Genomic DNA, 21,647 nt, shown 5'->3' on the forward strand with positions numbered 1-21,647 from the left:
GGGTGCCGGTGTCGAGGTGCAGGGCGTCGCACAGCTCGCGCACCCCGCGACCGTCGCGTTCCCACAGGGCCAGCAGCACGAGGTACTGCGGGTAGGTAACGCCGAGCCGGTCGAGCATGCCGCGGTAGGCGGCGGTGGTGGCCCGGGAGGCGGAGTAGAGCGCGAAGCAGACCTGCCGGTCGAGCGCGAGATCATCGGACACGAGAAATAAAGTAGCGCACCGCTATGTTGTGCACAACTGAAATCGGCGGGGCTCCGACGTGACGCACCTCACGCTCCGAGTGGAATTGACAGGCGGCCCGCCACGTTAGTTGAGTGAGAAAGACTCAAGTCCGAGAGAAAGGCTTCGGAATGCCGGCATTCTTCGGGCCTGGTGGCCCTGGGCGTATCGACATCACCCGCTACCTGAGCCGTGGCACCCAGGAACTCATGGCCGCCGCGGCCCGATTCGCCGCCGAACGCGGTGACACGGACCTCGACGCGCTCCACGTCCTGCACGTGATGGCGGAGCAGGACCCGGTCCGGTCCGTCATGACCCGCGCCGGAGCCGATCCCGCCGAGGTCCTGGCCGCGGTGGAACAGCGACTCCCGCAGGAACAGGGCCGCAGCGCGGTCACCGCACCCGCCCTCACCGGCGCGATCAAGACGGTGCTGCTCGAGGCGCACCAGCTCACCCGTGCCCTCGGCGCGACCTACATCGAACCGCAGCACCTGTTCGTGGCTCTCGCCGCCGACCAGGAGCACGGGCTCGGGGGCCTGCTCGTCTCGGCCGGGATCACCGCGCAGTCGCTCCAGGCCGCGCTGCAACCCGGTGCGGCGACCGAGGCGACGCAGGAGCAGTCCGCCACCCCCACCCTGGACAAGTTCGGTGTCGACCTGACCGAGCGGGCCCGCGGCGGCGGCATCGACCCCGTCATCGGCCGTGCCGACGAAATCGAGCAGACCGTCGAGATCCTCTCCCGCCGCACCAAGAACAACCCGGTGCTGGTCGGCGAGGCCGGGGTCGGCAAGACCGCGATCGTCGAGGGCCTCGCCCAGCGCGTCGTCGACGGCGACGTCCCGGACAGCCTGCGCGGCAAGCGGATCGTGCAGCTCGACCTGACCGGCATGGTCGCCGGTACGCGGTACCGCGGCGACTTCGAGGAGCGGCTGACCAAGGTGCTCGACGAGATCACCGCGCACTCGGACGAGCTGATCGTCTTCGTCGACGAAATCCACACCGTCGTCGGCGCGGGCGGCGGCAACGAGGGCGCGATGGATGCCGGAAACATCCTCAAGCCCAAGCTCGCCCGCGGGGAACTGCACATCGTCGGCGCCACCACGCTCGACGAGTACCGCAAGCACATCGAGAAGGATCCGGCGCTCGAGCGGCGCTTCCAGCCCGTCACCGTCGGCGAACCCGGCCACGACGACGCGGTCGCGATCCTGCGCGGCCTCCGGGACCGGTACGCCGAACACCACGGCGTGCGGTACACCGACGACGCGCTCGACGCCGCCGTCGACCTGTCGGTGCGGTACCTGCCGGACCGGCACCTGCCGGACAAGGCGATCGACCTGATCGACCAGGCCGGTGCCCGGCTGCGGCTGCGCAGCCCGCGCGTCGACGAGACGGCGCTGCGCGAGCAGCTGTCCCGGCTCGAAGCCGACAAGGACCGTGCCGTCGCCGAGGAACGCTACGAGCAGGCCTCGCGACTGCGCGACCAGATCACCGAGGTGCAGGCCCGTCTCGATGCCGGGACGCCCGCCGACACCGACGTGCCCGAGGTGACCGCCGAACTGATCGCCGAGGTCGTCTCCCGCGCCACCGGCATCCCCGCGACACGGATGACCCAGGCCGAGAAGGAGCGGCTGCGCGGCCTCGAGGACGAACTGCACCGGCGGGTCGTCGGGCAGGACGAAGCCGTCCGGGCCGTGGCCCGGGCCGTGCGGCGCAGCCGCGCCGGCATGAGCGACCCGCACCGGCCGGTCGGCAGCTTCCTGTTCCTCGGACCCACCGGCGTGGGCAAGACCGAGCTGGCGAAGGCGCTGGCGGAGGTGCTGTTCGGCGACGAACGCAAGATGCTGCGGGTGGACATGAGCGAGTTCGGCGAGCGGCACACCGTCAGCCGTCTCGTGGGAGCGCCCCCCGGCTACGTCGGCTACGGCGAAGCCGGCCAGCTCACCGAGCAGGTGCGGCGCAACCCCTACTCGGTGGTGCTGCTCGACGAGATCGAGAAGGCGCACCCGGACGTGTTCAACACCCTGCTGCAGGTGCTCGACGACGGCCGGCTCACCGACGGTCAGGGACGCACGGTCGACTTCACCAACACGGTGGTGATCATGACCAGCAACCTCGGCTCGGACATCATCTCGAGCCGCGGCGGGGCGCTGGGCTTCAGCACCGGCGATGCCGAGGCGGCGGAGAAGCCGCTGCGGGACCGGGTGATGGGCCGGCTGCGCGAGTCGATGCGGCCCGAGTTCCTCAACCGCATCGACGAGATCGTGATCTTCCGCAAGCTCGACACCGAGCAGCTGCACCGGATCACCGATCTGCTGCTGAACGACAGCCGCAAGCGTCTGCAGGCCAAGGGCATCGAGGTCGAGTTCACCGAGGCCGCCGTCGACTGGATCGCCGAGCACGGGCATCAGCCCGAGTTCGGGGCGCGGCCGCTGCGCCGGTCCATCCAGCGCGCGGTGGACGACCGCATCGCCGATCTGCTGCTCGACGACGTGCTCGTCGAGGGCGGTCAGATCCGCGTCGACGTGGCCGACGACGAGCTCGAGCTCTCGGTGGGCTAGACACCGGCACGCGAAGCGCGGGCGGTGACCGGCATCCGGTCACCGCCCGTCCGCGTCTGCGGCCACGTCAGCCGGCCTGCGTCATCCGGCGAATCGCGTTCAGGGGCAAACGGATCCATTGGGGACGGTGACGGGCCTCGTACACGACCTCGTACACGGCCTTGTCCAGCTCGTACGCGCGCAGCAGCGCGGCGAACTCGCGCGGATCCACGCCGGACTCGCTCGCGTAACCGTCACAGAACGCCGCGGAGTTGCGCTGTGCCCATTCCTGCGCCCGGAACTCGCGCTGCGCGGCAGCGGCCTCCGACGTCGCATCGTGCAGGGAGTGGTGGGCCGCGTAGTCGAACGAGCGGAGCATCCCCGCGACGTCGCGCAGGGCGCTGTCCGGTTCCCGACGTTCGTCGAGGGACTTGGCGGGCTCGCCCTCGAAATCGATGAGCAGCCAGTGCTCGGGGGTGCGCAGCACCTGCCCGAGGTGCAGGTCCCCGTGGATCCGCTGGACCGTCGTCGTGCCGGTGGCCGCAGCCTCCGCGAACCGCGCCCGCACCCCCGGGGCGATCTCCGCCAGTTCGGGTACGACGGCGCCGGCGGCATCCAGGCGGCGCAGCATCCCGTCGACGATGTCGCCCACGGCTCGCTGGGACGTCCCGAGGGACTGCGCCAGCAGCGCGTGCACCTCGGCCACCGCGGCGCCCATCCGCTGCGATTCCCCGGCGAAATCCGTGCCCACCTCGTCCGCCCGCAGGTCCGCCTCGAGCAGCAGGTCCCGCACACTGCCCAGCGCCATCGACCAGCCGTCGGCGGAGTTGGCGGCGAAGTCCTGCACCATCGCCAGGGTCGTGCGCACCCCACCGATCTCGGCGTCGATCCACGCGCGCACCGGGGCCACCGACCGGCAGCCCGCCGCCCCGAGCGCGAGATGCAGCTCCACATCCGGGTTGACCCCCGGAGTGATCCGGCGGAACAGCTTGAGCAGCAACTGCTCGCCGAGCACGACGGAGGTGTTGGACTGCTCGGCGCTGAGCGCCCGTCCCCGCAGACCCTCCTCGATGACCGTGCCGGGCACGGTGTGCAACTCGACCGGGCCGTACACCTGCCCGGTGGCGATCGAGTGCGCGTACAGGTCGATGATCTCCTGATCGCGCAGGCCGTCGTAGGCGTGGGTGCGATCGTCGCCGCTGCCGTCGGGCCGCGGCAGCGCCCAGGGTGCCAGCTCGTCGGGCAGGTGGAGGCGGTAGCCGAGGGGCACCTGATAGATCTGCTCGTCGCCGGACTCGAACTCGACGGTCACCAGCAGGTGGTCCGCCCCGAATGCGGGAGTGTCGGTGAGGTGTTCCCGCAGCTTGATGCGTACGGCGGCGACGGTCCGGCCCTTGGCGGCGAACCAGCGCTGGTGGGGGAGCCACTCGGCCAGCAGGGCCTCGAGCTCCGCGTCGGAATAATGCTGCACGTGTGGCTCCGTCATGGCTGTACCGCCGCCTCGGCCTCGCTGCTCACCGGATGTTCGCCGACGCCTTCCTTCGTCGGATCCGGTTGCAGCGCAAACCAGTAGAAGCCGTGACCGGGCAGGGTGACCATGTACCCCTCCTCCGTGATCGGTGGGAACGGGACGGAACCGGTGAGCTCCACCGGAATCCACCCCGCGAACCGCGACAGGTCCAGGATGACGGCCTGCGGATACCGGGACAGATTGTTCACGCACAGGATGACGTCGCTGTAGTTGCGGTCCGGTCCGAGCGGCATCTCCCGCAGGTAGGACAGGACGGCCGGGTTGGCGCTGCCGAGTTCGGTGAACGCGGCCTTGCCGAACGCCGGATGTTGCTTGCGGACCTGGATCATCCGCCGCGTCCAGTGCAGCAGGGTGTTCGTCGAGTTCATCTGCCGCTCGACGTTCACGGACTGGTAACCGTAGGTCGGATCCATGATCGTCGGCAGGTACAACCGCGCGGGATCCGCTCGCGAGAAGCCCGCGTTGCGGTCCGGGGTCCACTGCATCGGCGTGCGCACCGCGTCGCGGTCACCGAGCCAGATGTTGTCGCCCATCCCGATCTCGTCGCCGTAGTAGAGCACCGGCGACCCGGGCAGGCTCAACAGCAGCGCCGTGAACAGTTCGAGCTGGTTGCGGTCGTTCTCGAGCAGCGGCGCCAGCCGGCGGCGGATACCGATGTTCGCCCGCATCCGCGGGTCGGTCACGTACTCGGCGTACATGTAGTCACGTTCTTCGTCCGTGACCATCTCGAGGGTCAGCTCGTCGTGGTTGCGCAGGAAGATGCCCCACTGCGCACTGCTCGGGATCGGCGGTGTCTGGGCGAGGATCTCGGAGATCGGGAACCGGTTCTGGCGACGCACCGCCATGAAGATGCGCGGCATGAGCGGGAAGTGGAAGGCCATGTGGCACTCGTCGCCGACCTCCGGTTCGCCGAAGTACTCCACCACGTCGCTGGGCCACTGGTTCGCCTCGGCGAGCAGCACGCGGCCCGGGTACTCCGCGTCGATCACCGCGCGGCACTTCTTCAGGAACGCGTGCGTCTCGGGCAGGTTCTCGCAGTTGGTGCCTTCGCGTTCGAACAGGTAGGGCACCGCATCGAGCCGGAACCCGTCGATACCCAGGTCGAGCCAGAAGCGCAGGACGTCGATCATCGCGTCCTGCACCTCGGGATTGTCGTAGTTCAGGTCCGGCTGATGCGAGAAGAAGCGGTGCCAGTAGTACTGCTTGCGCACCGGATCCCATGTCCAGTTCGACGATTCGGTGTCGACGAAGATGATGCGCGCATCCGGGTAACGCTCGTCGGTGTCGGACCACACGTAGAAGTCGCCGTACGGGCCCTCCGGGTCGGTCCTCGACTCCTGGAACCACGCGTGCGTGTCCGACGTGTGGTTCATGACCAGATCGGTGATGACCCGGATGCCGCGCTTGTGCGCCTCGTCGAGAAACAGGACGAAGTCGTCGACCGTGCCGAACTCCGGCAGCACCGCCCGGAAGTCCCGGATGTCGTACCCGCCGTCGCGCAGGGGGGAGTCGTAGAACGGGGGCAGCCAGATGCAGTCGGCGCCCAGCCAGGCGATGTAGTCGAGCTTCTCGGTCAGCCCGCGCAGATCACCCGTCCCGTCGTGGTTCGAGTCGTTGAACGCGCGCACCAGGACCTCGTAGAACACCGCGGTCTTGAACCAGTCCGGATCCACCGCGAGATTTCTGGCATGGGAGAAGTCCTCGGACTGGGCCTCGACCAGGTGTCCGTCGGCGGTGTGTTCCGGTCCTGTCCCCCGAGCGTTCTCGTCGGGTGGATTCGCTCCGGGCGGGCTGACGCCCAGGGATGGGGCGGCAGTTCCGCCGTCCAGGTCTGGCATGGCACCTCCGTGCTCGTCGCTTCGCGGGACAGACTCTCCAAGGGTGCCCCGGTTCGCGCGTTTCCACACCCGAAGCGGCCGACTATCGACCGTTGTCGTGGTGTTGCGTTCCGTCCGGATTCCGGCTGCGCACCGATGTCGGAACCCGGACCTGATCGGCGTGCCGAAGGGGTGCGTGCCCGCCCCCCGTGCGCGGTTTCGGTAGCCCCCGCTACCGAAACCGCGCACGGGGGGCGCCGTGGCGCGGGGGAGGGCGGCCTGTTACGGTGGTCCGCATGCAGCGCGCATATTTCTGGTTTAGCAGGCCGGCCCGGGGTGGGTCGGTCGGCGTAACCGCGCGCTGACTTCTTCCACCTACGAGCCGGACACGGACCGGCTCGCTGGAATCACCGAAGGTTCAGCCAGGGTCGGCCCGGGAACAGGAACCGAACCCCGATGACCACCAGCACCTCCATCTCCACCGCGAATCTCGACGAACAGCGGACCGTGCGGATCAGCCCGCTCGTCGCTCCGGCCGTCGTCCGCGGCGAACACGCCCCCGACGAGGTCGCCGCCGCGACCGTCCGCTCGGGCCGCGCCGACACCGTGGCGATCCTCGACGGCACCGACGACCGCCTGCTCGTCGTGGTCGGGCCGTGCTCGGTGCACGATCCCGCCGCCGCGATGGACTACGCGCGACGTCTCGCCGCGAAGGCCGACGAGCTGCGTGACGACCTGCACGTGGTGATGCGGGTGTACTTCGAGAAGCCGCGCACCACCCTCGGGTGGAAGGGCCTGCTCAACGACCCGCATCTCGACGGCACCTACGACATCAACACCGGACTGCGCATCGGCCGCAAACTGCTGCTCGACGTCTCCGGCCTCGGTCTGCCCGTGGGGTGCGAGTTCCTCGATCCGATCCTGCCGCAGTACTACGCGGACCTGGTGACCTACGGCGCGATCGGTGCCCGCACCGCGGCCAGCCAGGTGCACCGGCAGCTGTGCAGCGCGCTGTCCATGCCGGTGGGCATCAAGAACTCCACCGAGGGTGACGTGCAGGTGGCCGTCGACGGCACCCGCGCCGCCGCCGCGAGTCACGTGTTCCCCGGCACCGACCTCGACGGCCAGGCCGCCCTCATCGAGACCGTCGGCAACCCGGACTGCCACGTCATCCTGCGTGGCGGCTCCGCGGGCCCGAACTACGATGCCGAGACCGTCGCGGACACGATGGCCCGCCTGCGCAAGGCCGGTCTGCCCGAACGCGTCGTGATCGACGCCAGCCACGGCAACAGCAGCAAGGACCACGAAAAGCAGGTCGACGTCGTCACCGACATCGCCGAGCGGCTCGAGGCCGGCGAGCAGGGCATCGCCGGAGTCATGCTGGAGAGCTTCCTCGAGGCCGGCCGGCAGGACCTCACGCTCGGCCGGGCGGACGAGCTCGAGTACGGCAAGTCCATCACCGATGCGTGCCTCGACTGGGCGACCACCTCCGCCCAGCTCGATCGGCTGGCCGACGCCGTGCGCCGCCGTCGCTCCTGAGGGTGCGGGAACCGTGTCGGGGTGTCCCGCCACGGTTCCTGCCTTCGGCGTTCCGAGGCACGCGGACGGTCGCGGTAGCGTCGGAGGCATGCATCAGCACACGCTGTCGGTGGTCGTGCCGGCGTACAACGAGGAACAGTACATCGGTCAGTGTCTTGCGGCCCTGCTGGAGCAGGAGGCGGATATCCACGAAATCGCGGTGGTGGACAACAACTCGACGGACAGGACGGGCGAGATCGTCGATGCGATTGCCGAGCGGTCTCCGATCGTCCGCCGGATCTTCGAGCCCCGCCCAGGTGTCGCATTCGCTCGAAATGCCGGGTTCGACTGGGCGACAGGAGATCTTCTCGGCAGGATCGATGCCGACACGCGGGTCCGTCCCGGATGGGCCCACACGATCCTCGACTTCTTCGCGCGTGCAGACACCGCGAGCGTCGGAGCCGTCAGTGGACTCAGCAACTCCTACGACTCGCCGTACCGGGAGCTCAAGCGCCGGTATATCGAGCAGCGCGTGCGCAAGGGGTTCTTCGGCGGTGAGCGCCGAATCGACAATCTGCACGGTGCCAACATGGCCGTGCGCCGGTCGGCGTGGCAGCGCGTCCGCGACGCGGTCAGCACGGATGCCGGGATCCACGAAGACCTCGACCTGGCCTTGTGCCTGCGTGAGGCCGACATCGAGATCGCCCAGCTCTCCGACTTGTTCGTCGACATCTCCCCCCGGCGTGCGCTGACGCCGCCGCGGGAGTACACCAAGTACATCCGCTCCGGAACCGCCACGTTCGAACTGCACGGCCGGATGAATCCGGTGCTTCGCCGGATTCTGAGGGCGCACTGGGCGTTCCACGTGCTCGTGTATCTAGCCTATCGGCCCTACGATCCGGAGCAGGGCCGATTCACGCTCACCCGGCTGCTGCGCACACCGCGTGCCCGCACGCTGCCGATCGACGTGGCGGACACCGTCCGCGTATGAGTCCTGCGATGCGGGGGTCCGCCCGACTCGTCCCGGGCGCACCCCCGCATCCGTTCGTGTCAGCGCAGCGGCGTGAAGTCGCGGCTGCCGAGGTAGTCGGGGCGCGGCTTCGGTGCCGAGAACGGCTCGCCGAGCGTGTTCTCGACGCTGTTGAACACCACGAACAGGTTCGACCGGGGGAACGGGGTGATGTTGCCGTTCGAGCCGTGCATGCAGTTCGAGTCGAACACCGTCGCGGAACCGGCCGAGCCGGTGAACGTGGCGATGCCGTGCTCGGCGGCCATCGAGGTCAGCGTGTCCTCGTCGGGTGAACCCGTGGGCGGGACGTGCGTGACCAGCGACTGCTGGTAGTAGTCGTCGGGCGTCGTGCCGGCGCACGAGACGAAGGTCCGGTGCGAACCGGGCATGATCATCAAACCGCCGTTGTAACCGTAATTCTCGGTCAGCGCGACCGAGATGCTCAGCGCCCGCGGCCGCGGCATGCCGTCCTCGGCGTGCCAGGTCTCGAAGTCCGAGTGCCAGTAGAACGGTCCGCCGCGGAATCCCGGCTTGACGTTCAGCCTCGACTGGTGGATGTAGACCTCCGAGCCGAGGAGCTGGCGGGCGATCCCGGCGATCTCCGGTCGCCGGATGATCTCGCCGACGGTGTCGGAGAGGCGGTGCACGTCGAACACGGAGCGCACGTCCCCGCTGCCGGCCTCCCGCACGACCCGATCGTCGTCGGCCAGCTCCCGGCCCAGACGTGCTGTCTCGTCGAGCAGATTTCCGACGTCGTGCGCCGGCAGGAGCGCGTCCACGGTGTGGAACCCGCGCCGGTCGTACTCGGCGACGGCCGACGCGTCCAGCGGCCCCGCGGCTGATCCCCACACCACCGGATCCGGCCGGGACACGCTCACGCACTTCGTGCGGTTCCGGGTCGGGTAGGCGTCGATGACGGCCGTCTGCATTGTTGCGAATCACCCTCTCGAAGTCGATGACGGTTCTCCTCGACGCTCTCACTCACCGTCGGCGGATGCAACCCGTCGCGGAGATCCGCAGCACGAACATGCGCACTCGCGCATGCGGCGGGAGTAGGGTCGCCCCTGGCTGCCGCCACACAACAGGATGAGGGGACCATGACCGGGACGATGCGCGCCGCGCGCTTTCATGCCGACACCGGAACCAATGTGCTGGAAGATGTTCCGATTCCGTCGCCGGGCCCCGGCGAGGTGCTCGTGAAGGTGGCGTTCTGCGGGATCTGCCACTCGGATCTGAGCCTGCTGGACGGTACGTTCCCGGCCCTGCTGCCCGTGGTCACCCAGGGGCACGAAGCCGCCGGGACCATCGCCGCCCTCGGGGACGGCGTGACGGGCTGGGCGGTCGGGGACCGCGTCGTCCCCGCCGCGGGCCGACCGTGCCTGCAGTGCCGCTTCTGCCGGCGGGGCGACCTGACCAACTGCCCGAACATCCAGCTGATGGCGTTCGCGTACGACGGGGCGTGGGCCGAGTACACCGTCGCCCAGGCGGGCGGTCTCACCCGCGTGCCCGACAACGTCCCGCTCGAGCAGGCGGCGATTCTCGCCGACGCGGTGTCGACCCCGTTCGGTGCGGTCGTGCGCACCGGCCAGGTCGCGGTGGGCGAGGCCGTCGGCGTGTGGGGAGTCGGCGGGGTGGGCACCCACATCGTGCAGCTCGCCCGGCTGGTCGGCGCCGTGCCGATCCTCGCGTTCGACATCAACCCCGCGGTGCGGGAGCGGGCCCTCGAACTCGGCGCCGACCACGTGTTCGATTCCCGCGACCCGGACCTGGTCCGGAAGGTCGCCGAGGCGACGGGCGGGAAGATGCTCGACGTGGCCTTCGACTCTGCGGGCCTGAAGGTCACCTTCGACCAGGCCCTACAGTGCGTCATGACGGGTGGCCGCGTGGTGGTGGTGGGGCTGAGCGGGCAGGAGGCCTCCCTCGGCCCCACGGCCACGTTCGGCCTGTCGCGCAAGCACGTCATGGGCCACCTCGGGTACAAGAACGTCGACATCGAGACGCTCGCGGCACTCGTCTCCCGCGGGCGCCTGGACATCTCCCGCTCCGTCAGCGAGATCGTCCCGCTCGAGAACATCGCCGAGGGCATCGCGAAGCTGCGCAACCACGTCGGGGATCCGATCCGGATCCTCGTACAGCCCTGACGTGTCGGGGTGCCGTCGTACCGTCACCGCATGGGTTACGGATTCCAGGTGACGGTCGATTCGAGCAGCCCGCACACGCTGGCGAAATGGTGGGCGGCGGCGCTGGGCTGGCGGGTGGAGCCGAGCAACGAGGACTTCATCCGCGGCCTGGTCGCGGCCGGGCACGCCCGGGAGGAGGACACCGAGATCTTCGAGGGCGTCCTCGTGTGGAAGGCGGGCGCCGCGATCTCCGATCCCGAGGTGCCCGCGCGTCCGCGCGTGCTGTTCCAGCTGGTGCCCGAAGGCAAGACGGTGAAGAACCGGCTGCACTTCGACATCCGGGCGGGGGAGGACCGCGAGGCGCTGGCCGGCCGGCTCGCCGAGGCGGGCGCGACCGTCCTGCACCGGGGCCGGCAGGGGCCGAACGAGTGGATCACGATGTCCGATCCGGAGGGCAACGAGTTCTGCGTCGCGTGAACCGGCGACCTACCGGTATGCGCGGGGGGTCTTGCCCGTCCATCGCTTGAAGGCGCGCCGGAACGCACTCGGCTCGGAGAAGCCGAGCCGGGCCGACAGGGCGTCCACCGCCTCGCCGCGGCGCAACCCGGCGATCGCCGTATCGCGCAGCACCTCCTCGCGCAACTGCCCGAGCGAGGTGCCCTCCTGCCTGAGCAGACGCCGCAGATGCGGGGCGCTCACCGACAGCATCTCCGCGACGTCCTCGGCGGTCGCCGTGCGACCCTCGATGCCCGACTCGAGGATCCGCCGCACCTGCGACGCGGCGGTGGAGTCGTAGTCGCGTTCCGACATCATCAGATTCGGTGATTCGCGCAGATAGTCCTCGAGGGTCTCCTCGGTCTGGACGATGGGCGACCGCAGGGCCGCGTTGTCGATCTCGAGCACCGCGCCGGCGGCCTCGAAGGTGACCGGCACCCCGAAGATCGCGTCGTAGTTCTTCGCCAGCACCGGATCCGGCTCGCCGTAGGGGACCGAGACCGACGCCAGCCGTACCCGGCCCCCGACGAGCCAGGCCGCGAAGCGGTGCAGCAGGATGAGCAGGAAGTCGATGATGACGCGGGTCCTGTCGTCGTACGACTCCAGCACCACCTCGAGCCGGGTCGTCCGCGGCCCCGGGGTGAGCCGTAGCCGCGGCAGCGTCGGCAGCACCTGGTTGACCTGGATCATCCGCTCGAGGGCCTGCGCGAGGTCCCGGCAGTGGATCAGCGTCAGGCACACCACCCGGAACGTGCCGCGGGGTACCGGTCCCGGTCCGAGCCCGAACAGTTCGTCACCGGTGAGTTCCCAGGTCTTCTGGGTGAACCGGGTGACCTGCTCGGGGGTCAGGCGCGCGTGCGGGTGGGCGAGCACCGCGCGGCTGATCCGTGCCGCGTTCAGGGCCGGGGCCAGATCCACCCCGTTCGCCTCGGCCAGCACCACCGAACGGCGCACGAAGTCGGAGGGAATGGTGGCGGGGGCGGTCATAGTCAGCCGTGCTCCCGCAGGCTGCGCAGCCGCCGGACACCCTCGAGGAGGACGTCGTCGCGCTTGCAGAAGGCGAACCGCACCAGGTGATTCCATTGCCGGGGGTCGTCGACGAAGGCGCTCACCGGGACCGCGGCCACGCCGATGCGCTCGGGCAGGGTTCTGCAGAAGGCGACACCGTCCGTCACACCGACAGGGGTGACGTCCGCGCACACGAAATACGTTCCGGCCGAGTCCAGCACGCCGAATCCGGCGTCGGTGAGCGCAGCGGAGAGCAGGTCGCGCCTGCGCTGCAGATCGTCGCGCTGGGCGGCGACCCAGGGCTGCTCGTGGGTCAGCGCGTACGTGACGGCGGGCTGGAACGGCGCTCCGGCGACGAAGGACATGAACTGTTTCGCCGTGCGCACCCCGTCGATCAGTTCGCGGGGCCCGAGCGCCCACCCGATCTTCCAGCCGGTGACGTTGAACATCTTCGCGGCGCTGGACACGGTGACGGTGCGTTCGGCCATGCCGGGCAGGGACGCGATCGGCCGGTGCTGCCGGCCGTCGAACACCAGATGCTCGTACACCTCGTCGGACAGCACCAGCAGGTCGCGTTCGCACGCCAGTTCCGCGAGCGCGCGAAGCGCCTCGTCGTCGTAGACCGTCCCCGTCGGATTGTGCGGGGTGTTGACCACCAGCATCCGGGTGCGGTCGGTGACCGCGGCGCGCAGCGCGTCGACGTCCAGGACGAACCCCGATCCGGCACGAGTGAGCGGAACGGTGCGGCGGGTAGCCCCGGCGAGTGCGACGGACGCGGCGTAGGAGTCGTAGTAGGGCTCGGTGAGCAACACCTCCTCACCGGGCTCGACGAGACCGAGGACGGCGGCGCTGATCGCTTCGGTGGCACCGACGGTGACGAGGACCTCGCCGTCGGGGTCGTGTTCGAGTCCGTACCGGGCCGCCCGGTCCGCTGCGATCGCCCGCCGCAGTTCGGGCGTGCCCGGCCCGGGCGGATACTGGTTGACGCCGTCGGCGATGGCCTGGCGCGCGACGTCGAGCATCGCGCGGGGGCCGTCCGTGTCGGGAAAGCCCTGGCCGAGGTTCACGGCGTCGTGCGTCACGGCCAGAGCGGTCATCTCGGCGAAGATCGTGGAGGCGAACGGCCGCAGCCTTTCGACCGTGCGGACCCGGCGTGAGGACGCGATTTCTGCCATTTCGGCAGCTTAGCCGCGTCCTTCGCGACCCCCGGCAGCGGTCGTGTCACATCCGGCGGGGCTGTCTCGTCCGAAGAGGTGAACGGTCCCGTCCGGGACCCGGGGAACGGAGTAGATCATGGCGCGCATTCCCGCGGTGACACCGGCCGAGGCCGGTGTCGCGACGAAGATCGCCTATCGGATGGCCCGGCGCCGCTTCGGGGAGGTGCCCGAGCCGTTCGCCGTCTACGCCCACCATCCGGCGCTGATGCGGGCGAGCGCCGTGCACGAGACGCTCGTCGAGCGCGCGTCGACGGTGCTGCCGCCGCACGTGCGCGAACTCGCGGTGTACCGGGTGGCCTGGAGCGTCGGGTGCTCCTGGTGCGTCGACTTCGGCACGATGCTGCAGCGGCTCGACGGCCTCGACGTGGACCGCCTCGAGCACATCGCCGACTATGCGACCTCCGACGCCTACAGCGACGACGAGCGTGCGGCGATCGCGTACGCCGACGCGATGACGGGAGCCGGCGGCGACGGCGGTGCGGCCGTCACGGTGACGGACGAGCAGGTCGCCGACCTCGAGCGGCGCTTCGGACGGGCCGGGGTGGTCGAATTGACCTACCAGATCGCGCTCGAGAACATGCGGGCCCGGATGAACTCGGCCCTGGGCATCCACGAGCAGGGTTTCAGCACCGATGCGTGCCGGGTGCCGTGGCTGCAGGACGACGCGGCTCAGGGCAGCACGAGCTGACCGATGGGACCCGGATTCCAGGCGATCTCCCACCGGAATCCGTCGGGGTCCGCGAAATATCCTGTGTAGCCGCCCCACTCGCGTTCGACCGCGTCGGAGACCGGATCGGCTCCGGCGCGTCGGGCGGTGTCCAGCACCCGGTCGACATCCGCTCGGTCGGCGACGTTGTGGGCGAGCGTCACGGGCGGGACGCCGCTCCGGCGAACGGGCCCGACCTCGGCTGCGAAGTGCTGTTCGTCCCACAGGGACAGGACGAGGTGCGGTCCGACCTGGATCATCAGCACCTCGCCGGGCACATCGACGACGGGCGTCCAGCCGAGCCCGTCGACGTAGAAGCGCCGGGTGCGCTCGAGGTCCGCGACGGCAAGGGTGACGAAGCTCAGTCGGGGCTCCATGACCGCGACTCTAACCGTCGAGGCGGACGCCGCGGAGCTTGTCGGGATTGGCCATGTCGTAGGCCGCCCATACCCGCCCGTCACGGACGGTGCAGCCGACGACCCGCCCGGCGAACGCGCGGCGGGTCCCGTCGCCGGGGGAACCGGCGCTGACGAACCCCAGTTCGCCGTTGACGAGCGCCGGCGTGCCGGCCAGGAACGCCTCGGCGCCGTAGCGCTGCATCAGGCCCAGGAAGAACCGGGCGAACCGGTCGGCGCCGACGACGACGTTGATCGCGGTGCGGGTGGTGCCGCCCGCGTCCCCGATCACCCGGGCGTCGGGGTCGAGCGCCGCGACCACCGCCGCGAGGTCCCCGGAGGCGAGGGCCGTCATCAGCCGCTGTACCGCCTCGACGTGCTCGGCGGCCGGCACGGGCGGCGGCGCGGCCGCGACGGCCCGCCGGCCGCGGGAGGCGAGCTGGCGCGCGGACGCCGGCGTGACGTCGAGAATGGCGGCGATCTCGTCGAACGGCACCGCGAAGCCGTCGTGCAGGACGAAGGCGACGCGCTGGGCCGGGGTGAGCGTGTCCAGCACGACCATCGCCGCCATCCGGCTGTCCTCCTGCCGCACAACGGCTTCCAGCGGATCGGGGGAGGACGGTCCGCCGACCGGAGTGACGATCGGTTCGGGCAGCCACTGGCCGACGTAGTTCTCGCGACGTACCGCGGCCGACCGCAGCCGGTCCAGGCACAGACGTCCGACCACGGTGGTCAGCCACGCCCGCAGATCGTCGATCCCGTCCGCGTCCGCGCGGTCGAGTCGCAGCCAGGCGTCCTGGACCGCGTCCTCGGCGTCGGCGACGCTGCCGGTCAGCCGGTAGGCGACGGAGAGCAGGTGCGGCCGATGCTGCTCGAAGGCGTCGGCGAGCACGGCGGTGCGCATGGGCCGATCGTACCGACCGGCATCCGGTTCGCGGCCGGTACGGTAGCGGATCGGACAAGTCAAGGGATTCGCACACGGATGCGCCGAAGCGTTGCCCCGTCGCCGCGGCCCGGGCCAGACTTCCGGAGTCCGATCGCCGCAGAAGGAGTCCACCGTGTACGAGTGTCCGGACTGTTGTCGCTGACCCTCCCGGTGTAGCTCGCCCGTCCGGCCCGTCCGGACGCCGGCACTCGATCTTCCGTTGCTGCACCGCGAATCCCGGTGCCGTGGACGCCTCGCCGTCGCCGCACCGCACTTCTCTGTGCCCGCTGTGCCGGGCCTCCTCGCCGAACGTAAGGGACAACTCTCGCGATGTCGTATTCCATGCTGCGCAGCCGGCTGGCCCGGCCGGCTGCGGTCGCAGCCACCCTCGTCACCCTCGCCGCGGGGGTCGCGGCGTGCTCCCCGGGGTCGGGGACCGCCACCACCGACGACGGGCGCACCGTTCTGCGCTACCAGGGCTCGGCCGGCCAGGTCACCTACCCCGAACTCGCGGAGAGCCTCGGCTACTACGAGAACGTCGCGCTGGACTGGGTGGGTGACACCACCAGCGGTCCGCAGGACATCCAGTCCGCGGCCACCGGGCAGACCGAATTCGGCGGCGCATTCAACGGTGCCGTCATCAAGCTCGCCGCCGCCGACTCGCCGATCACGTCGGTCATCAGCTACTACGGCTCCGACGAGCAGTCGTTCAACGGCTACTACGTGCTCGAGGACAGCCCGATCCGCACCGCCCGGGATCTGATCGGCAAGAAGGTGGGGATGAACACGCTCGGTGCGCACCACGAGTTCCTCGTCCGCGAATGGCTCGCCCGGCAGGGGTTGACCCCGGACGAGATCGGGCAGGTCGAACTGATCGTCGTGCCGCCGGTGAACACCGAACAGGCATTGCGGGAGGGACAGATCGACGTGGGCACCCTCGGCAGCGTGTTCCGCGAGACCGCGGTCGCGCGCGGCGGAATCCGACCGCTGTTCACCGACGAGTCCCTGTTCGGGGCGTTCAGCTACGGCACGTACGTCTTCCGCGACGACTTCATCGCCGAGAACCGGGATGCGGTGGCGGATTTCGTGCAGGGCACCGCACGTGCGATCCGCTGGGCGCAGACCACCCCGCGCGACACGGTCATTGCCGAGTTCAAGGAGATCATCGGCAGCCGCGGCCGCAACGAGAGCACCGACCTGGTCGAGTTCTACCAGAGCCCCGGCGTCGCCGGACCGGGCGGGACGATCACGGAACAGGAGATCCGGACCTGGCTCGACTGGCTCGCCCGGAACGGCGAACTGCCCGACGGCACGTTCACCCCATCCGACATCTACACCAACGAGTTCAACCCCTACGCCAACGGCACCTACGAACCGTCGAGCGGTCCGAACGGTGAACCCGTCGAGGAGGCGAAATGAGCACCACCCCGAAGCTCCGTCTCGAGCACGTGACCAAGCGGTTCCCGGTCCGCGGTACGGACACCGCGTTCACAGCCCTCGACGACGTCAGCCTCGACGTCGCCGACGGTGAGTTCCTCGTCCTCGTCGGCCCCAGCGGCTGCGGCAAGTCCACCCTGCTCGACCTGCTCGGTGGGCTGAGCAGCCCGACGTCCGGCCGGATCCTGCTCGACGGACAGCCGATCTCCGGGCCGGGCCTGGACCGGGGCATCGTCTTCCAGCAGTACGCACTCCTGCCGTGGCGCACCGCGCGGCACAACATCGAATTCGGCCTCGAGGCGAAGGGGCTGCCCCGGCGGCAGCGGCGTGAGCGCGCCGAGCACTACCTCGAGCTCGTGGGGCTGCGTGGATTCGGAGATCGTTATCCGCACGAGCTGTCCGGTGGCATGAAACAGCGCGTCGCGATCGCCCGGAGCCTGGCGTTCGACCCCGAGGTGCTCCTCATGGACGAGCCGTTCGCCGCGCTCGACGCACAGACCCGGGAATCGTTGCAGGACGAGCTGTTACGGATCCGCCACGAGACCGGCAAGACGATTCTGTTCATCACCCACGGCATCGACGAGGCGGTCTACCTCGGACAGCGCGTGGCCGTCCTGACGTCCCGGCCCGGACGGGTCGAGGCCGTCGTGGACATCGACATCGATCGCACCGTCGACGACGTCCGCTCCGGCGAGGCGTTCCGACACTATCGACACCGGATCTGGTCCTTGCTGCACTCGGACGTCGAGCGCGCGCAGAACCACGGTGCCGCAATCCAGGAGGTCCACCATGTCTAGTCCGAGCGCCACGTTGATCCACCCCGTCGCGCTCGACGGGGCCCTGGCGGAGCAACGACCCGCACCGGCCCCGCCGGCTCGAGGCGCCGGGACCGGCCCCTGGATCGGTGCCTTCGTGTGGCGCGGGCTCAAGCCGGCCGTCGCGATCCTCGCCTTCCTCGCGGTCTGGGAGATCGCGCCCCGGCTCGGACTCGTCGACGAGGTGTTCCTGCCGCCCTTCACCGTGGTCGCGGACGCCTTCGCCCAGCTGATCGGCGACGGCCGGCTCGCCGAGCACCTCGGTGCCAGCCTGTCCCGGGCCGTCACCGGCTTCGGGATCGCGGTGCTCGTCGCGATCCCGCTCGGTGTGGCGATCGGCTGGTACCGGCCGGTGGCCGAGTTCCTCGATCCGATCCTCGAGTTGTTCCGCAACACCGCCGCGCTCGCGCTGCTGCCGGTGTTCATCCTGATCCTGGGCATCGGCGAGACCTCGAAGGTGGCGCTGGTGACCTACGCGAGCACCTTCCCGATCCTGCTCAACACCGTCTCCGGCGTGCGCACCGTGGATCCGCTCCTGGTGAAATCGGCCCGCTCCCTCGGTCTGCCTTCGTACCGCCTGTTCCAGAAGGTGATCCTGCCGGCCGCGGTGCCGACGATCTTCACCGGCATCCGGATGGCCGCGGCCTCGTCCATCCTCGTGCTCATCGCGGCCGAGATGGTCGGCGCCAAGGCGGGTCTCGGCTATCTCGTCACCGCTTCGCAACTCAACTTCCAGATCCCGAACATGTACGCCGGCATCGTCGCCATCTCTCTCGTCGGTCTGACCTTCAACGGGATCCTCGTCGCGGTCGAGCGCCGGCTCTCCCGCTGGCGCGCAGACCGGTAGTCCCCTCGTTCCCCCACACCTGGAGAGGTTGTCATGTCGCAGTCCCCGAAGCAGTTCCACCTCAACGCCTTCCTGATGGGAGTCGGTCATCACGAGGCCGCCTGGCGGCACCCGCGCACCGACGCGCGCCGCGTCCTCGACGTCGCACACTTCCAGGAGCTCGCGCAGATCGCCGAACGCGGCACGCTCGATTCGGTGTTCTTCGCCGACGGTCTCGCAGTGGGGCCGCGCGTCGAGCACAACGCTCAGGCGATCTTCGAACCGATCACCCTGCTCTCGGCGATGGCCGTCGTCACCGAGCGCATCGGCCTCATCGCCACCGCGTCCACCGGCTTCAACGAACCGTTCAACCTCGCCCGCAAGTTCGCCTCGCTCGACCACATCAGCCACGGCCGCGCCGGCTGGAACATCGTCACCTCCGGAGGTGCCGACGAAGCCCGCAACTTCGGATACGACGAGACCCCCGACCACGCCGGTCGTTACGACCGCGCCGCCGAGTTCGTCGATGTGGCGACCGGTCTGTGGGACAGCTGGGAGGACGACGCCGTCGAACTCGACGTCGAGAGCGGTCGTTTCGCGGACCCGGGCAAGGTCCACCCCGTCGACCACGACGGCCCGCGGTTCTCGGTACGCGGACCGCTCAACACCCCGCGCTCCCCGCAGGGCCGTCCCGTCCTGGTGCAGGCCGGATCGTCGGAGAGCGGGAAGGACTTCGCCGCCCGGTACGCCGAGGCCGTGTTCACCGCGCAGCGCACCCTGGCCGAGGGACAGGCGTTCTACCGCGATCTGAAGGCGCGGGTGGCCGCGGTGGGACGCGATCCGCACTCGCTGAAGGTGCTCCCCGGGATCGTGCCGTTCATCGGCGACACCGAGGTCGCGGCGAAGGCGCTCGAGCAGGAGTTCACCGACCTGATCTCGCCGGCCTACTCGCTGCGTCAGCTCTCCGGGATGGTGGGGGTGGACCTCACCGACCATGCCCTCGACGCGCCGCTGCCCCCGCTGCCGCCCCTCGACCGGATCCAGGGCAACAAGAGCCGCTACGAGCTGGTGAAGAACCTCGCCGAGAACGAGCACCTGACCGTGCGCCAGCTCATCGGCAAGCTCGGCGGCGGACGGGGGCACCGCACGTTCGCGGGCACCGCCGAGCAGATCGCCGACGACCTGCAGCTGTGGTTCGAGGGCGGAGCCGCGGACGGCTTCAACGTCATGCCGCCCTACCTGCCCGGTGGTCTCGAGGACTTCGTCGAGCAGGTCGTGCCGATCCTCCGGGATCGGGGACTGTTCCGCACCGAATACACCTCGACGACGTTGCGCGGCCACTACGGGCTCGACCGCCCGGCCGGCCGGTTCGACGCTGTGCCGGCTCGGGCGGCGACGGCCTGAGTGCACGGGCCCAGTCGCGCGGAGGGAACCCCGCGCGACCGGGGCCGGTCCGCGATACTGGGGATCGGCACGCAGGCCCCGATCTCGAAGACAGGAATCCCACATGCGATTCGGAATGTTCGTCCCCCAGGGCTGGCGGCTCGACCTCGTCGGCATCGAACCCGCCGAGCAGTGGCGGGTGATGCGTGACCTGGCTCAGCGCGCCGACAGCGGACCGTGGGAGTCGATCTGGGTGTACGACCACTTCCACACCGTGCCGGTGCCCACCGAGGAGGCCACCCACGAGGCGTGGTCGCTGGTGTCGGCGTTCGCCGCGGTCACCGAGAGGGTGCGGATCGGGCAGATGTGCACCGCCATGGGCTACCGCAACCCCGCCTACCTGGCGAAGGTCGCCGCGACCGCGGACATCGTTTCGGGCGGCCGCATCGAGATGGGCATCGGCGGCGGATGGTACGAGCACGAGTGGCGCGCCTACGGATACGGCTTCCCGTCCGCGCCGGAACGGTTGCGCCGCCTCGACGAGGGTGTGCAGATCTTCCGTCAGGCCTGGACCACCGGCACGGCCACCCTGCACGGCCGGCACTACCAGGTGGACGGTGCCGTCGTGCGGCCGCTGCCGCTGCAGGAGGGCGGCATCCCGTTGTGGATCGCCGGTGGCGGGGAGAAGGTGACGCTGAAGATCGCCGCGAAGTACGCGCAGTACACCAACTTCGACGGCACCCCGGAGGGTTTCGCCCACAAGTCGGAGATCCTGCGGGGGCACTGCGCCGAGGTGGGCACCGATTTCGACGCCATCGTGCGCTCGGCGAACTACAACGTCGCCATCGGCCGCACCGAGGCCGAGGTGCAGGAGCGTCTCGGCACGCTGCGGGCCCGGCTCGAACCGTACGTCGGGCCCGAGAAGGCCGACGGTGCGCTCGACGCCTTCCGGGGTCTGCCCGCCGTGGGAACACCCGAGCAGATCGTCGAGAACTTCAGGGCGCTGAAGAAGCAGGGCATGACGTACGCGATCCTCTACTTCCCCGAGGCCGCCTACGACACCTCGGGCATCGAACTGTTCGAGAAGGAGGTCCTGCCCGAACTGCTCTGACCGGCCCCGTCGATCACATCGGCCATCCGTCGGCCGGTACGCGTGGGTCGTCGGGCAACAGGCCCGCGACCCACGCGTCGTGCCGGGACCCGCGCTGCAGTATCCCGCGCCGCTGCACGCCTTCGAAGCGGAAGCCGACCCGGCGGGCCACCGCCGCCGACGCGCGGTGCCCGGCCAGCGCCCGCCACTCGATGCGGTCCAGTTTCAATCCGTCCGAGCGGAAAGCATAGTCGCACAGCAGGTTCACCGACTCCGTCGCGAGTCCGCGGGCGCGGGCAGCCGGGGCAATCCAGTACCCGATCTCCGCCGCCGACGCGTCCCGCTCGATCAACCCGACGGTCCCCAACAGCGGACCGTCGGCGGACGTCCGCACCGCCCATACCGGGCTGTGCGCCGCCCAGCCCGCGGGCACCACGTCGCCGACGAACCGTTGCGCGTCCGCCCGCGTGTAGGGGTCCGGGACCGTCGTCCACCGCACGATCGACCGGTCCCGGCAGGCGGCCGTGATCGCGTCGACGTCGCCCGCCCGGGGCACCGTGAGAACGACGGTGCTTCCGGTGAGGACGACGGGGCGCAT

20 protein-coding genes are annotated in these 21,647 nt (G+C 69.9%); 11 read left to right on the forward strand and 9 right to left on the reverse strand.

Going from position 1 to position 21,647, the window contains the following annotated elements; translation table 11 throughout:
- Window positions 1–202 (reverse strand): MarR family winged helix-turn-helix transcriptional regulator (locus OEY_RS0111065; RefSeq protein WP_010593943.1); only part of this gene is annotated, 202 nt, incomplete at its 3' end.
- A 149-nt stretch (window positions 203–351) separates the two neighbouring features.
- On the opposite strand from OEY_RS0111065, the gene OEY_RS0111070 reads away from it, so the two are divergent.
- Window positions 352–2,778 carry an ATP-dependent Clp protease ATP-binding subunit gene (locus OEY_RS0111070; RefSeq protein WP_029539993.1) on the forward strand — a complete coding sequence of 809 codons (2,427 nt, stop codon included), beginning with the start codon at window positions 352–354 and terminating at the stop codon, window positions 2,776–2,778.
- A gap of 67 nt (window positions 2,779–2,845) precedes the next feature.
- Here the strand turns inward: OEY_RS0111070 and OEY_RS0111075 are convergent, their stop codons facing one another.
- On the reverse strand, window positions 2,846–4,243 hold the full coding sequence (locus OEY_RS0111075; RefSeq protein ID WP_029539994.1) for a maltokinase N-terminal cap-like domain-containing protein: 1,398 nt from the start codon (window positions 4,241–4,243) through the stop codon (window positions 2,846–2,848).
- Window positions 4,240–5,961: a maltose alpha-D-glucosyltransferase gene (treS, locus tag OEY_RS0111080; protein ID WP_010593946.1), complete on the reverse strand. Its 1,722-nt coding sequence runs from the start codon at window positions 5,959–5,961 to the stop codon at window positions 4,240–4,242. Before treS ends, OEY_RS0111075 begins: the two co-directional genes overlap by 4 nt.
- 600 nt (window positions 5,962–6,561) lie before the next feature.
- Here treS and OEY_RS0111085 point away from each other — a divergent pair.
- Window positions 6,562–7,644, forward strand: a complete 1,083-nt coding sequence (locus tag OEY_RS0111085) for a 3-deoxy-7-phosphoheptulonate synthase (RefSeq protein ID WP_010593947.1) — start codon at window positions 6,562–6,564, stop codon at window positions 7,642–7,644.
- 88 nt (window positions 7,645–7,732) lie between these two features.
- Window positions 7,733–8,614, forward strand: coding sequence for a glycosyltransferase (locus OEY_RS0111090; protein WP_010593948.1), 882 nt, complete (start codon window positions 7,733–7,735; stop codon window positions 8,612–8,614).
- 59 nt (window positions 8,615–8,673) lie between these two features.
- Here the strand turns inward: OEY_RS0111090 and thpD are convergent, their stop codons facing one another.
- Window positions 8,674–9,561 carry an ectoine hydroxylase gene (gene thpD / locus OEY_RS0111095; protein ID WP_010593949.1) on the reverse strand — a complete coding sequence of 296 codons (888 nt, stop codon included), beginning with the start codon at window positions 9,559–9,561 and terminating at the stop codon, window positions 8,674–8,676.
- Window positions 9,562–9,729: 168 nt separating this feature from the next.
- On the opposite strand from thpD, the gene OEY_RS0111100 reads away from it, so the two are divergent.
- Together OEY_RS0111100 and OEY_RS0111105 are read left to right on the forward strand one after the other, a co-directional pair.
- On the forward strand, window positions 9,730–10,773 hold the full coding sequence (locus OEY_RS0111100) for a zinc-binding dehydrogenase (protein WP_010593950.1): 1,044 nt from the start codon (window positions 9,730–9,732) through the stop codon (window positions 10,771–10,773).
- A 30-nt stretch (window positions 10,774–10,803) separates the two neighbouring features.
- Window positions 10,804–11,229 (forward strand): VOC family protein, encoded by a 426-nt coding sequence (locus tag OEY_RS0111105; RefSeq protein WP_029539995.1) that lies wholly within the window; start codon window positions 10,804–10,806, stop codon window positions 11,227–11,229.
- Between the two features lie 9 nt (window positions 11,230–11,238).
- Here the strand turns inward: OEY_RS0111105 and OEY_RS0111110 are convergent, their stop codons facing one another.
- Both OEY_RS0111110 and OEY_RS0111115 read right to left on the reverse strand, forming a co-directional pair.
- On the reverse strand, window positions 11,239–12,234 hold the full coding sequence (locus tag OEY_RS0111110; protein WP_010593952.1) for an AraC family transcriptional regulator: 996 nt from the start codon (window positions 12,232–12,234) through the stop codon (window positions 11,239–11,241).
- Between the two features lie 2 nt (window positions 12,235–12,236).
- Complete coding sequence (locus OEY_RS0111115) at window positions 12,237–13,430, reverse strand: pyridoxal phosphate-dependent aminotransferase (protein WP_010593953.1); 1,194 nt, start codon at window positions 13,428–13,430, stop codon at window positions 12,237–12,239.
- 118 nt (window positions 13,431–13,548) lie between these two features.
- Here OEY_RS0111115 and OEY_RS0111120 point away from each other — a divergent pair, with 118 nt between their 5' ends.
- A complete protein-coding gene (locus tag OEY_RS0111120) occupies window positions 13,549–14,160 on the forward strand; it encodes a carboxymuconolactone decarboxylase family protein (RefSeq protein WP_010593954.1) in 612 nt (203 codons plus the stop codon).
- On the opposite strand, the gene OEY_RS0111125 is transcribed toward OEY_RS0111120, so the two are convergent.
- Window positions 14,142–14,555 carry a VOC family protein gene (locus OEY_RS0111125; protein ID WP_010593955.1) on the reverse strand — a complete coding sequence of 138 codons (414 nt, stop codon included), beginning with the start codon at window positions 14,553–14,555 and terminating at the stop codon, window positions 14,142–14,144. The genes OEY_RS0111120 and OEY_RS0111125 overlap by 19 nt on opposite strands.
- Before the next feature lie 10 nt (window positions 14,556–14,565).
- Window positions 14,566–15,477, reverse strand: a complete 912-nt coding sequence (locus tag OEY_RS0111130; protein ID WP_010593956.1) for a sigma-70 family RNA polymerase sigma factor — start codon at window positions 15,475–15,477, stop codon at window positions 14,566–14,568.
- A gap of 351 nt (window positions 15,478–15,828) precedes the next feature.
- On the opposite strand from OEY_RS0111130, the gene OEY_RS0111135 reads away from it, so the two are divergent.
- The 5 genes from OEY_RS0111135 to OEY_RS0111155 all read left to right on the forward strand — a co-directional run bounded on the left by OEY_RS0111135 (window position 15,829) and on the right by OEY_RS0111155 (window position 21,070).
- Window positions 15,829–16,917 (forward strand): ABC transporter substrate-binding protein, encoded by a 1,089-nt coding sequence (locus OEY_RS0111135; RefSeq protein WP_010593957.1) that lies wholly within the window; start codon window positions 15,829–15,831, stop codon window positions 16,915–16,917.
- Window positions 16,914–17,732 (forward strand): ABC transporter ATP-binding protein, encoded by an 819-nt coding sequence (locus tag OEY_RS0111140; RefSeq protein WP_010593958.1) that lies wholly within the window; start codon window positions 16,914–16,916, stop codon window positions 17,730–17,732. Before OEY_RS0111135 ends, OEY_RS0111140 begins: the two co-directional genes overlap by 4 nt.
- Complete coding sequence (locus OEY_RS0111145) at window positions 17,725–18,597, forward strand: ABC transporter permease (RefSeq protein ID WP_010593959.1); 873 nt, start codon at window positions 17,725–17,727, stop codon at window positions 18,595–18,597. Before OEY_RS0111140 ends, OEY_RS0111145 begins: the two co-directional genes overlap by 8 nt.
- A gap of 33 nt (window positions 18,598–18,630) precedes the next feature.
- Window positions 18,631–19,980 (forward strand): LLM class flavin-dependent oxidoreductase, encoded by a 1,350-nt coding sequence (locus OEY_RS0111150; RefSeq protein ID WP_010593960.1) that lies wholly within the window; start codon window positions 18,631–18,633, stop codon window positions 19,978–19,980.
- 103 nt (window positions 19,981–20,083) lie between these two features.
- Window positions 20,084–21,070 (forward strand): LLM class F420-dependent oxidoreductase, encoded by a 987-nt coding sequence (locus OEY_RS0111155; protein WP_010593961.1) that lies wholly within the window; start codon window positions 20,084–20,086, stop codon window positions 21,068–21,070.
- A gap of 13 nt (window positions 21,071–21,083) precedes the next feature.
- On the opposite strand, the gene OEY_RS0111160 is transcribed toward OEY_RS0111155, so the two are convergent.
- Window positions 21,084–21,647 carry a GNAT family N-acetyltransferase gene (locus OEY_RS0111160; RefSeq protein WP_010593962.1) on the reverse strand — a complete coding sequence of 188 codons (564 nt, stop codon included), beginning with the start codon at window positions 21,645–21,647 and terminating at the stop codon, window positions 21,084–21,086.

The organism is Rhodococcus sp. P14, from assembly GCF_000256505.1.
Lineage (GTDB): Bacteria > Actinomycetota > Actinomycetes > Mycobacteriales > Mycobacteriaceae > Rhodococcus > Rhodococcus ruber.